The organism is Streptomyces lunaelactis (genome assembly GCF_003054555.1).
Classification (GTDB): domain Bacteria; phylum Actinomycetota; class Actinomycetes; order Streptomycetales; family Streptomycetaceae; genus Streptomyces; species Streptomyces lunaelactis.
In genome coordinates, this window is record NZ_CP026304.1 from 6,366,949 (window position 1) to 6,379,062 (window position 12,114).

The following is a 12,114-nucleotide window of genomic DNA, read 5'->3' on the forward strand; positions in this document are numbered from 1 at the left end:
GGTCGGGCTATGACGAAGCCATCCCTCCCCGAGCTCCTCCACGCCGCTGTCACCGCCGTCGGCGGCGTGGAACGGCCAGGCCAGGTCACCATGGCCGAGGCCGTCGCCGAAGCCGTCGACGACAATTCCCATCTCCTTGTGCAGGCCGGCACCGGTACCGGAAAGTCCCTCGGCTATCTGGTGCCCGCTCTGGCACACGGGGAGCGAGTCGTCGTGGCCACGGCCACCCTGGCCCTGCAGCGCCAGCTCGTGGAGCGTGACCTTCCGCGCACGGTCGACGCGCTGCACCCGTTGCTTCGGCGCCGGCCCGAGTTCGCCATGCTCAAGGGGCGTTCCAACTACCTCTGTCTGCACCGCTTGCACGAGGGCGTACCGCAGGAAGAGGAGGACGGGCTCTTCGACCAGTTCGAGGCCGCCACGCCCACCAGCAAGCTGGGCAAGGACCTGCTGCGGATGCGCGACTGGGCCGACGAGACCGAGACCGGAGACCGCGACGACCTCACACCCGGGGTCTCCGACCGGGCCTGGGGACAGCTCTCCGTCTCCTCTCGGGAGTGCCTGGGCGCCACAAAGTGCGCGTACGGCGCCGAGTGCTTCGCCGAGGCCGCCCGCGAGCGCGCCAAGCTCGCCGATGTCGTCGTCACCAACCACGCGCTCCTCGCGATCGACGCGATCGAGGGTGCTCCTGTGCTCCCTCAGCACGAAGTGCTGATCGTGGACGAGGCCCATGAGCTGGTCTCCCGGGTGACCGGAGTCGCCACCGGCGAGCTCACTCCCGGGCAGGTCAATCGCGCTGTGCGCCGCTCCGCCAAGCTGGTCAACGAGAAGGCCGCGGACTCCCTCCAGACCGCGTCCGAGACCTTCGAGCGGGTGATGGAGCTCGCGCTCCCCGGCCGTCTCGAGGAGATCCCCGAGGATCTCGGGTACGCCCTGATGGCGCTGCGCGACGCGGCGCGAACGGTCATCTCGGCCCTCGGCTCCACCCGCGACAAGTCGGTCCAGGATGAGGACGCCGTGCGCAAGCAGGCGCTCGCCGCCGTCGAGAACATCCATGGCGTCGCCGAACGCATCACCCAGGGCTCCGAGTACGACGTCGTCTGGTACGAGCGGCACGACCGTTTTGGCGCCTCCCTGCGGGTGGCTCCGCTCTCCGTCTCCGGGCTGCTGCGAGAGAAGCTCTTCGCCGACCGATCGGTGGTGCTGACCTCGGCCACCCTCAAGCTGGGCGGTGATTTCAACGGTGTCGGAGCCTCGCTGGGACTCGCCCCCGAAGGAACCGAGGGCGAGGACGTTCCGCAGTGGAAGGGGCTCGATGTCGGCTCGCCCTTCGACTATCCGAAGCAGGGCATCCTGTACGTCGCACGCCATCTGGCGACGCCCGGCCGCGAAGGCTCGCGGGACGACATGATGGACGAGCTCGCCGAGCTGGTGGAGGCGGCCGGCGGCCGTACCCTCGGTCTCTTCTCCTCCATGCGGGGCGCCCAGGCGGCGGCGGAGGAGCTGCGCGGCAGACTCGACAAGCCGATCCTGCTCCAGGGCGAGGAGACCCTCGGCGAACTGATCAAGGCGTTCTCAGCGGACCCCGAGACCTGCCTGTTCGGAACGCTTTCGCTCTGGCAGGGCGTCGATGTGCCGGGTGCGGGCTGTCAGCTGGTGGTGATGGACCGTATCCCGTTCCCGCGCCCCGATGATCCGCTGATGAGCGCCCGGCAGAAGGCGGTGGAGCAGGGTGGCGGCAACGGCTTCATGGCTGTCGCCGCGACGCATGCGGCGCTGCTGATGGCTCAGGGCGCGGGCCGTCTCGTACGTGCCACGGGCGACCGGGGTGTCGTCGCGGTACTCGACCCGCGGCTGGCCAATGCCCGGTACGGCAGCTATCTGCGCGCCTCGTTGCCGGACTTCTGGTACACCACGGACCGCGGTCAGGCGCGTCGCTCGCTGGCAGCGATCGACGCCGCAGCCAAGGCGGACGGCAAGTAGCTCCCCCGACGGTGCAGGGCAGTCCTGCACGGGACTGCGGTCGCCTGCAGTCCCGCACACGCCGGCGCCGGCTTGGCGGGACGCGGGCACAGCAGGGCCCCGGGACCGGCGCAGTGGGTCCCGGGGCCCGGTCAGAGCCGGCAGGTCTGTCACACCCGCCGAAGCACCGCCACCACCTTGCCGAGGATCGTCGCCTCGTCACCGGGGATGGGCTGGTATGCGGCGTTGTGCGGGAGCAGCCACACATGGCCGTTCTCGCGCTTGAACCGCTTGACCGTGGCTTCGCCGTCCAGCATCGCGGCCACGATGTCCCCGTTCTCCGCGACCGGCTGGCGGCGTACCGTCACCCAGTCCCCGTCGCAGATCGCGGCCTCGATCATCGAGTCACCGACGACCTTCAGCACGAACAACTCGCCGTCCCCCACGAGCTGGCGGGGGAGCGGGAAGACGTCCTCGACGGATTCCTCGGCGAGGATCGGGCCGCCGGCCGCGATCCGGCCGACCAGCGGAACGTACGACGCGGCGGGCTTGCCTGTCGTGTCCGTCGGCTGACTGCTGGGCTGGTCGGAGCCGCGAACCTCGTACGCCCTGGGCCGGTGCGGGTCCCTGCGCAGGAAGCCCTTGCGCTCCAGCGCCATCAGCTGATGGGCCACGGAGGAGGTGCTGGACAGCCCTACGGCCTGGCCGATCTCGCGCATCGACGGCGGGTACCCCCGCCGCTGCACGGAATCCCGGATCACCTCGATGACACGCCGCTGCCGATCCGTGAGACCAGAGCTGTCGGCCCGGATCCCTGGAGGTCGGCCGGGCAGCGAACGCGTGGGCTTGGGGCCCTCCGGGGTCGTGGCTGCGTCATTCATGGCATGCACCGGCTCGAATCGGTTCTGGGAGCGGTCCTGGGCAGTGATGGTGGCACTGTCTGCGGTGGTGGTCACGTCGGCCCCTCTCGAATGGTCTCCCTAGCTGGACAACGGTAGTGGGTTTCGAAAGGTTGCGCCAAACACACGTTCGAGTGAAAAATCGCAGATTGCCTGACGTGGGCGTCTGGCTGGGTGTATGTGCGAACGAGCGGTCCGCGAGGCAATTCCGGCCGTTACGGTAACCTCACCGCCGGGGCGGTGAGGCGGGGTGATTCCAGTCTGGCACCCGGCGGCCCGGAATCCGCGGAGCCGCGCGTTTCCCGTACCCTCGTGCCCGGTCCCGTGCCGCCCCGAAGTCGCCGAGAGGCGGCCCGAGAAGGGGCTCGTGCGCCGCCGTCGCGGCGTACCCGCGGCACTGCCGCCGCGTTCTCGCCGTGCTCCGCCGCGCGACACGCGCTGCGAGTGGAAAAGTGCGACCAAACCCCAGATCTAGTGGTTGGATTGTGTCAGCCGCCCAGAAGTTGTGGTCCCCGGTGCTCCAAGACCGCGGCCATCGCCTATGCTTGGGGCTGCTTCGAAGGGCTTCGACCGCCTGTCGAGGCTATTCAGTCGTGCTGTGAAGGAGGGGTGGGAGCCATGCACTGTCCCTTCTGCAGGCACCCCGACAGTCGTGTCGTCGACAGCCGTACCACCGACGACGGAACGTCGATCCGGCGACGCCGGCAGTGCCCCGACTGCTCCCGCCGTTTTACGACGGTGGAAACCGCCTCACTGATGGTGATCAAGCGCAGCGGTGTGACGGAGCCCTTCAGTCGTACCAAGGTCATCTCCGGCGTGCGCAAGGCGTGCCAGGGGCGGCCGGTCACCGAGGACGCCCTCGCCAAGCTCGGCCAGCGGGTCGAGGAAGCGGTGCGCGCCACCGGCAGTGCCGAGCTGACCACCCACGACGTGGGTCTGGCCATACTCGGCCCCCTGCAGGAACTCGATCTTGTCGCGTACCTGCGCTTCGCGTCCGTGTACCGGGCTTTCGACTCACTCGAAGACTTCGAGGCCGCCATCGCGGAGCTCCGCGTGGAACGGCCTCCCACTGAGGAATGCGGGACCGGCGAGACCCTCGAGGTCCCCGTGCCCGCCACCGCCGCCGACTGAGCAGTACCGGCTGACCGGCTCGGGCCCGCGGAATCGGCCCACTGAGCGGCAGCAGAGCGGCAAAAGACCTGTCACGGGCGCTGTCTGCGCCCGGGGCATCGGACACACATGTGCCACGGGAAGATCTGGGCACTTCAGGGCGTTTTTGCCCATGTATGGGAGGCGGCATGACAGAGACGACGAGCGGCCCGGCACGAGGTTCCCGCGCCAAGGGATCCAAGGCGAGCAAGGGTCTGCGTATCGAGCGAATCCACACCACCCCCGGCGTACATCCGTACGACGAGGTTGTCTGGGAGCGCCGTGACGTCGTCATGACCAATTGGCGCGACGGCTCGGTCAATTTCGAGCAGCGTGGCGTCGAGTTCCCCGACTTCTGGTCAGTGAACGCGGTCAACATCGTCACCAGCAAGTACTTCCGCGGGGCCGTCGGCACCCCGCAGCGCGAGACCGGTCTGAGGCAGCTGATCGACCGGATCGTGAGGACGTACCGGAAGGCGGGCGAGGACTACAACTACTTCGCGACTCCCGCCGACGCCGAGATCTTCGAGCACGAGCTGGCGTACGCCCTCCTGCACCAGATCTTCAGCTTCAACTCGCCGGTGTGGTTCAACGTCGGCACGCCCCAGCCGCAGCAGGTCTCCGCCTGCTTCATCCTGTCCGTCGACGACTCCATGGAGTCGATCCTCGACTGGTACAAGGAAGAGGGCATGATCTTCAAGGGCGGCTCCGGCGCCGGCCTGAACCTGTCCCGGATCCGCTCCTCCAAGGAGCTGCTCTCCTCCGGCGGAAACGCCTCGGGACCGGTCTCCTTCATGCGTGGCGCCGACGCGTCCGCAGGAACGATCAAGTCGGGCGGCGCCACCCGCCGCGCGGCCAAGATGGTCATCCTCGACGTCGACCACCCCGACATCGAGAACTTCATCGAGACCAAGGTGAAGGAAGAGGAGAAGATCCGCGCGCTGCGTGACGCGGGCTTCGACATGGACCTGGGCGGCGACGACATCACGTCCGTCCAGTACCAGAACGCCAACAACTCGGTCCGCGTGAACGACGAGTTCATGAAAGCCGTCGAGGCCGACGGCAAGTTCGGGCTGCGCGCCCGGATGACCGGCGATGTCATCGAGGAGGTCGACGCCAAGTCGCTCTTCCGAAAGATGGCCGAGGCTGCCTGGGCCTGCGCCGACCCCGGCATTCAGTACGACGACACCATCAACAACTGGCACACCTGCCCGGAGTCCGGCCGGATCAACGGCTCGAACCCCTGCAGCGAGTACATGCACCTCGACAACACCTCGTGCAATCTCGCCTCGCTGAACCTGATGAAGTTCCTCAAGGACGATGGCAAGGGCCACCAGTCCTTCGAGGTCGAGCGCTTCGCCCAGGTCGTCGAGCTGGTCATCACCGCGATGGACATCTCCATCTGCTTCGCGGACTTCCCGACGCAGAAGATCGGCGAGAACACTCGCGCCTTCCGTCAGCTGGGCATCGGCTACGCCAACCTCGGCGCCCTCCTGATGGCCACGGGACACGCCTACGACTCCGACGGCGGCCGTGCGCTGGCCGGCGCCATCACCTCGCTGATGACGGGCAGGTCGTACAAGCGCTCCGCGGAGCTCGCCGCGGTGGTCGGCCCGTACGACGGCTACGCCCGCAATGCCGCGCCCCACAAGCGCGTCATGAAGCAGCACGCCGACGCCAACACAGAGGCCGTCCGCGTCGACGACCTGGACTCGCCGATCTGGGCCGCGGCCACGGAGGCCTGGCAGGACGTGCTCCGCCTCGGCGAGAAGAACGGCTTCCGCAACGCGCAGGCCTCGGTCATCGCGCCCACCGGCACCATCGGTCTCGCGATGTCCTGCGACACCACTGGTCTTGAGCCCGACCTCGCGCTGGTCAAGTTCAAGAAGCTGGTCGGCGGCGGCTCGATGCAGATCGTCAACGGCACCGTCCCGCAGGCCCTGCGCCGCCTGGGCTACCAGGAGGAGCAGATCGAGGCGATCGTCGCCCACATCGCCGACCACGGCAATGTGATCGACGCTCCCGGTCTCAAGACCGGGCACTACGAGGTCTTCGACTGCGCCATGGGCGAGCGCTCCATCTCCGCGATGGGCCACGTCCGCATGATGGCGGCCATCCAGCCGTGGATCTCCGGCGCACTCTCCAAGACGGTCAACCTCCCGGAGACCGCCACCGTCGAGGACGTCGAACAGGTCTACTTCGAGGCGTGGAAGATGGGCGTCAAGGCGCTCGCGATCTACCGCGACAACTGCAAGGTGGGCCAGCCCCTCTCCGCCAAGACCAAGGACAAGGCGAAGGCGGAGGTCACCGCGAAGGCCGAGGAGACGATCCGGGCCGCGGTCGAGAAGGTCGTCGAGTACCGCCCGGTCCGAAAGCGTCTGCCCAAGGGCCGTCCGGGGATCACCACCTCCTTCACGGTGGGCGGCGCCGAGGGCTATATGACCGCCAACTCCTACCCGGACGACGGGCTCGGAGAGGTCTTCCTGAAGATGTCCAAGCAGGGTTCCACCCTCGCGGGCATGATGGACGCCTTCTCCATCGCCGTCTCGGTGGGTCTGCAGTACGGCGTTCCGCTCGAGACGTACGTCTCGAAGTTCACCAACATGCGCTTCGAGCCGGCAGGCATGACGGACGACCCGGACGTGCGGATGGCGCAGTCGATCGTGGACTACATCTTCCGCCGCCTGGCGCTGGACTTCCTGCCCTTCGAGACTCGCTCGGCGCTCGGCATCCACTCGGCCCCTGAGCGTCAGCGCCACCTGGAGACCGGTTCGTACGAGCCCTCCGACGACGACATGGACGTTGAGGGTCTGGCCCAGTCGGCCCCGCGTCAGCAGGAGCCCCTGAGGGCGGTTGTCGTCCCGAAGGCGGAGGTTCCGGCGCCGAAGGAGGCGCACACCTCGGCGGAGCTGGTCGAGATGCAGCTGGGCATCAGCGCGGATGCGCCGCTGTGCTTCTCCTGCGGGACGAAGATGCAGCGGGCCGGGTCCTGCTACATCTGCGAGGGCTGCGGATCGACCAGCGGCTGCAGCTGATCGCGAGCGGTAGTACACAGTAATTACTGAGGGAGGGGCGTCGGCATCGTGCCGGCGCCCCTCCCTCGTGCGTACGCAGTGCAACGCGTGCTCAGTAGGTACTGTTGCCCATTTCCCCGACGAAGGACTGCGGGTCGGCGTCGAAACCACGGAGCACCGGGCGGAATTCCCACTCGCCGGCGTCGCTCCGGGTGAACTCCCCGACGACCGCGGCGGTGGACGCGGAGACGTCGGCGAATTCGTTCTTCCCCAGCTCGACGGGACCTTCAAGGATGCGGACGACGGTGTTCGCCACGTCGCCGAACACCTTCCGTCCGTCCCGCTGCTGGATGACCACACCCACCACGACCCGGCCGTACGTGGCCGCCAGGCGGTCGAATTCCAGAGTCATGACCTCGTCGGAGCCGAAGCCCTGGCCGGTTTTGCTGTCCCTGGTGAGGGTGATCGTGCCGTCGGGCGACCGGCTGTCGAAGTGCACGACGTACGAAGGTGCGCCGTACGGAGCGTCCGCCCGGTACGTAGCGGCGACTATGTCGAGATCATGGGCCGACTCGCCCAGAGGGCTGGGATCCCACCTGAGAGCCACCTCGACCCTGCGGACCCCCTTGTTGAGACTGCTCACCAGATCTCTCCTTCCCCATAACTGCCAGGACCCTTACGTCGGTTGACCATGCTGTCACGCTCACACTCCCGCACCATGGGGTGCGGCGTCCGCCCAGTGCGGGATATGACGCGGTGCCCGCTGCCGTACGACCTCGCGGGTGGTACTGGATCCCGGGGATTCGGCAGCGCTGGTACGGGAGCAGTCCGCCCGAGCGTGACCCGCGCCACGTTCCGCGCCGTACGATGGCGCGGTGCTGGTCAAGTGGATTCGCTGCACCGTGGTGGACCGTCGAGGGTTCGAGCGGGGGCAGCGGAAGTGGGCGGGGCTGCTGGGTGAGCCGGGATTCCGGGGACAGGGCGGTGGGTGGAGCAGGGGGCGACCGCATGTCGCCCATGTATTTGCCTTCTGGGAGAGCCGGGCCTTCTACGACTCCTTCATGGCGCGCTCCCACGACCGGCTGGCGTCCGGGCAGTCGGGCACGTACAAGGACATACAGGTCAAGCTGTTCGACTACCGCTTCGATGTGAAGACGGGGTTCGAGCCGCGGTTCACGGACGCCGACGTCGTGCGGGTCGCCCACTGCAGGGTGCACCAGGACCGGGTCGAGCACTACGCGCTGATGCAGGAGAAGGTCTGGAACCCGGCGATGGCCGGGTCGCCCGGGATGGTGCGCGGGGTGTTCGGGGAGGCGCCGGGGAGCGAGTTCCTGGTGATGTCGATGTGGCAGTCGGCGGGAGAGCACGGAAAGTACCGGCGGGAGCGGGTGGAACGGCTGTTGCTGCGCGCGCAGACCGAGGCGGATGTCGCGGCGCTGGCCGGTGACGTCGTACAGCTCGAACCGTCCTGGACGGTGTGAGGACTCCCCCCGCCTCGCCGCTCCACCCGCGGATACGCCGGATGGACTCGGGTCGACCGCTCGACCGGGTCCGGACCGATCTAGGGTCATGGCATGGCACGACCGCGACGAATCGTCCTTGTCCGGCACGGCGAGTCGGAGGGGAACGCCGATGACACGGTGTACGAACGCGAGCCCGACCATGCGCTGCGGCTGACCGCGACCGGGTGGGACCAGGCCGAGGCGACGGGGGCGCGGCTCCGTGAGCTGTTCGGCCGCGAGCCCGTCAGCGTCTATGTCTCGCCCTACCGCCGCACCCATGAGACCTTCCGGGCCTTCGACCTCGACCCGGAGCGGGTGAGGATCAGGGAGGAGCCGCGACTGCGCGAGCAGGACTGGGGGAACTGGCAGGACAGGGAGGACGTAAGGCTGCAGAAGGCGTACCGGGACGCCTATGGCCACTTCTTCTACCGCTTCGCCCAGGGCGAGTCGGGCGCGGATGTGTACGACCGGGTCGGGGCGTTCCTGGAGAGCCTGTACCGCAGCTTCGAGGCGCCCGACCACCCGCCGAACGTGCTCCTGGTCACGCACGGACTCACCATGAGGCTGTTCTGTATGCGCTGGTTCCACTGGTCGGTGGCGGAGTTCGAGTCGCTGTCCAACCCCGGCAACGGCGAGACCCGGATACTGCAGCTCGGTGACGACGGGCGCTACACGCTGGACCGGCCGTTCGAACGCTGGCGCACCCCGGAGCCGTACGGCGTCACCGGATAGAGTGGCAGGAAGATGACCGCTGATTCCCTTCGCGACCGGCGCTTCGAACGCGCCCTGGACAGCCTGCGCGGACTGTCCGTGGGAGACGCCCTGGGCTCCCAGTTCTTCGTACCCTCGAACTATCCACTGCTGAAGCGGCGCGAGCTGCCGCCCGGTACCTGGCAGTGGACCGACGACACCGAGATGGCCTGCTCGGTACTGGCCGTGCTCGCCGACCACGGCCGCGTGGACCAGGACGCACTCGCCCGCTCCTTCGCCGAGCACCATGACTTCGACCGTGGCTACGGGCCTGCGGTGAACCGGATGCTCCGGCTGATCAGGGAGGGTGGCGACTGGCGCGAGCTGGCCGCCGCACTCTTCAACGGTCAGGGCTCGTGGGGCAACGGCTCCGCCATGCGTATCGCGCCGCTCGGCGCCTGGTACGCCTCCGACCCTGAGCAGGCGACCCACCAGGCCGAGATCTCCTCGTACACCACGCACCAGCACCGCGAGGCCGTGGTCGGCGCCATGGCCGTGGCGGCGGCCGCCGCACTCGCCGCGGATCCGGCCGGACCCCCCGGGCCCTCGGATCTGCTCGACGGGGTCATCGCGCTCGTACCGCGCAGCGCGGTGGGCGCCGGTCTGCGCCGGGCGCGCGACATGCTCGACTACAGCGATGCCGGCACCGTCGCCGCCGTACTGGGCTGTGGTCGGCGCACCAGCGCGCACGACACGGTGCCGTTCGCACTGTGGTCGGCGGCCCGCTCGCTCGGCGACTTCGAGCGGGCCTTCTGGACGACCGCCCAGGTGGGCGGCGATGTCGACACCACCTGTGCCATCGCCTGCGGAGTGGTCGCCGCGGGCAAGTCGGGACAGCCGCCCGCCGACTGGCTGGAGCAGACCGAAGCCCTTCCGCAGTGGGTGCCCGGCCAGTCCCGCTGAGGTCGCGCCGGCCGTAGTGCCGGGCTGTTGATCACCTCCTGCGCTGTTTGTCGGTCACGGTCCGGCCTCAGGCGGGTAACCGCTGGGTCGATCCGGTGTGCTGGAGCTAGCGTGTCCGGCACGCCGCCCGCTGATCATCACGGGCGGGCGCAGACGAGACACCGGGCCGTACGCGCCTTCCTGTTGGCGCGCGGGGCCCGGTCGGGAGGGGGTCCCGTGCCAGACGTACGCTCCACGCCGCCGTCGGCTTCCGAGCCCGATCCGGGCAACACGCCGCGGGTCCCGGTCACGGAGCCGAAGCGGGTGCCGGCCGATCCGTACAAGCCGCCGCCGCACTGGCAGCAGTGGCAGACCACCGAGCCGGCGGCCTGGCTCGCACGGGTACGCCCGGACCCACCGGCCGGGATCCGGGCCGCCACGCTGTGGTCGGTCCTGGCCACCGCACTGCTCAGCGCCCTTCTGCTGGGCGACGGACTCGGCCTCAACCTGCTGATCGTGTCGGTTCCCGCGGCCCTCGCCGCGTACTTCGCCGCCCGGACCGCCGGCCGCCGCCTCCGTCCATGGACGCTCGTATGGGCGGTCGGCGGGCTTGTGCTGCTGGCCGTTCCAGCGCTGAGGGACGCGGGCTGGCCGACCTTCCTCGCCATCGTCGGCGCGCTCGCCGCCGGATCCCTCGCCCTGCACGGCGGCCGCACCTGGCCGGGCGTACTCCTGGGCTCGCTGGGACTGCTGGACTCGATCGGCTCCGGCGTGGCGTGGGGGGTGCGGGGACTGCGCGAGCGCGCGGACACCTCGCGCGGCCGCTGGGGGCCGGTTGTACGTACGACAGCGGTGGCCGCGGTGCTCCTCGTCGTCTTCGGTGCGCTCTTCGCGGGCGCCGACGCGGCCTTCGCCGATCTGCTCGGCGGACTGATACCGGATGTTTCGGTGGAGGACGGCCCCTGGCGCCTGCTCCTCTTCCTCCTCGGCCTGATCGGAGCGCTCGCGGCCGCACACACCGCCGCGGCTCCGGTGCGCTGGGACCGACTCGGCGTGCGTCCCGGCCGGGCCCGGGGCCGCTGGGAGTGGGCGCTGCCGCTCGTCGTGCTCAATCTGCTCTTCGCGGCCTTCATCGCCGTCCAGCTCGCCGTTCTCTTCGGCGGCTACGACAAGGTGCTGAAGGAAACCGGACTGACGTACGCCGAGTACGCACGTCAGGGCTTCTGGCAGCTGCTCTGGGCCACCCTGCTCACGCTGTTGGTGATCGCGCTCGCGTTGCGCTGGGCCCCGCGCGGCGATGGCCGCGACCGCACACTGGTCCGCGCGGTCCTCGGCGCCCTGTGCGTGCTCACGCTCGTCGTGGTCGCCTCTGCGCTGCGCAGGATGGATCTTTACGTCGACGCGTACGGGCTGACGCGGCTAAGGGTTTCGGTGGCCGCGATGGAGCTGTGGCTCGGCCTGGTGATCCTCCTGATCCTGGCAGCCGGTGCTTTCGGCGCGAAGTGGCTGCCGCGCGCAGTCGCCGCGAGTGCGGCGGCCGCCGTTCTCGTTTTCGGCCTGCTCTCCCCGGACGGGATGGTCGCGGAGCGCAACGTGCAGCGCTACGAGCGCACCGGAAAGATCGACATCGGGTACTTCCAGGAGCTGTCGGCCGATGCCGTACCGGCCCTCGACACGCTGCCGGAACCGCTGCGCTCCTGCGCGCTGGGAGGCTTGGCGCGAGAGCTCGAGGACATGGACAAGCCCTGGTATGCGACCAGTTGGGGCGAGCGGCGGGCGCGGCAGATCCTGGCGGAGCGGAAGGTCGACACCTTCCGGTACGCCTGCGCGGATCAGGGTCTGCAGGGTGGGGAGCGCGATCAGTACGACGGGGACGCGGAGTTCGAAGAGGACGGCGAGATCGGCCCGTAGGACGGTCCGTAGGACGCTCCGAACGGCGGCCGGCGGGACTCGTCACTG

General features: G+C 69.1%; 9 protein-coding genes. 7 read left to right on the forward strand and 2 right to left on the reverse strand.

Annotated elements, in window-relative coordinates; genetic code table 11:
• The first annotated feature begins 9 nt into the window (after nt 1-9).
• Nucleotides 10-1,980 (forward strand): ATP-dependent DNA helicase, encoded by a 1,971-nt coding sequence (locus tag SLUN_RS29400; protein ID WP_108152994.1) that lies wholly within the window; start codon nt 10-12, stop codon nt 1,978-1,980.
• Nucleotides 1,981-2,129: 149 nt separating this feature from the next.
• On the opposite strand, the gene lexA is transcribed toward SLUN_RS29400, so the two are convergent.
• The gene (gene lexA / locus SLUN_RS29405) at nt 2,130-2,915 is read right to left on the reverse strand and encodes a transcriptional repressor LexA (protein ID WP_108152995.1); all 786 of its coding nucleotides are present in this window, start codon (nt 2,913-2,915) and stop codon (nt 2,130-2,132) included.
• Between the two features lie 561 nt (nt 2,916-3,476).
• Here lexA and nrdR point away from each other — a divergent pair.
• Nucleotides 3,477-3,989 carry a transcriptional regulator NrdR gene (gene nrdR, locus SLUN_RS29410; protein WP_108152996.1) on the forward strand — a complete coding sequence of 171 codons (513 nt, stop codon included), beginning with the start codon at nt 3,477-3,479 and terminating at the stop codon, nt 3,987-3,989.
• A gap of 167 nt (nt 3,990-4,156) precedes the next feature.
• Nucleotides 4,157-7,042, forward strand: a complete 2,886-nt coding sequence (locus tag SLUN_RS29415; protein ID WP_108152997.1) for a vitamin B12-dependent ribonucleotide reductase — start codon at nt 4,157-4,159, stop codon at nt 7,040-7,042.
• Nucleotides 7,043-7,133: 91 nt separating this feature from the next.
• On the opposite strand, the gene SLUN_RS29420 is transcribed toward SLUN_RS29415, so the two are convergent.
• Nucleotides 7,134-7,664 (reverse strand): TerD family protein, encoded by a 531-nt coding sequence (locus tag SLUN_RS29420; protein WP_108152998.1) that lies wholly within the window; start codon nt 7,662-7,664, stop codon nt 7,134-7,136.
• Nucleotides 7,665-7,896: 232 nt separating this feature from the next.
• Here SLUN_RS29420 and SLUN_RS29425 point away from each other — a divergent pair, with 232 nt between their 5' ends.
• The 4 genes from SLUN_RS29425 to SLUN_RS29440 all read left to right on the forward strand — a co-directional run bounded on the left by SLUN_RS29425 (nt 7,897) and on the right by SLUN_RS29440 (nt 12,066).
• The gene (locus tag SLUN_RS29425; RefSeq protein ID WP_108152999.1) at nt 7,897-8,502 is read left to right on the forward strand and encodes a YdbC family protein; all 606 of its coding nucleotides are present in this window, start codon (nt 7,897-7,899) and stop codon (nt 8,500-8,502) included.
• Between the two features lie 93 nt (nt 8,503-8,595).
• Nucleotides 8,596-9,255 carry a histidine phosphatase family protein gene (locus tag SLUN_RS29430; RefSeq protein ID WP_108153000.1) on the forward strand — a complete coding sequence of 220 codons (660 nt, stop codon included), beginning with the start codon at nt 8,596-8,598 and terminating at the stop codon, nt 9,253-9,255.
• A 12-nt stretch (nt 9,256-9,267) separates the two neighbouring features.
• On the forward strand, nt 9,268-10,176 hold the full coding sequence (locus SLUN_RS29435) for an ADP-ribosylglycohydrolase family protein (RefSeq protein WP_108153001.1): 909 nt from the start codon (nt 9,268-9,270) through the stop codon (nt 10,174-10,176).
• A gap of 216 nt (nt 10,177-10,392) precedes the next feature.
• Nucleotides 10,393-12,066, forward strand: coding sequence for a DUF4153 domain-containing protein (locus SLUN_RS29440; protein WP_257153811.1), 1,674 nt, complete (start codon nt 10,393-10,395; stop codon nt 12,064-12,066).
• Nucleotides 12,067-12,114: the final 48 nt, after the last annotated feature.

Bases quoted from the DNA above. Each gene is read 5' to 3' on its own strand.
- SLUN_RS29435 (WP_108153001.1), top strand. From the start codon at position 9,268: ATGACCGCTGATTCCCTTCGCGACCGGCGCTTCGAACGCGCCCTGGAC.
- nrdR (WP_108152996.1), top strand. From the start codon at position 3,477: ATGCACTGTCCCTTCTGCAGGCACCCCGACAGTCGTGTCGTCGACAGC.
- SLUN_RS29430 (WP_108153000.1), top strand. From the start codon at position 8,596: ATGGCACGACCGCGACGAATCGTCCTTGTCCGGCACGGCGAGTCGGAG.
- SLUN_RS29400 (WP_108152994.1), top strand. From the start codon at position 10: ATGACGAAGCCATCCCTCCCCGAGCTCCTCCACGCCGCTGTCACCGCC.
- SLUN_RS29415 (WP_108152997.1), top strand. From the start codon at position 4,157: ATGACAGAGACGACGAGCGGCCCGGCACGAGGTTCCCGCGCCAAGGGA.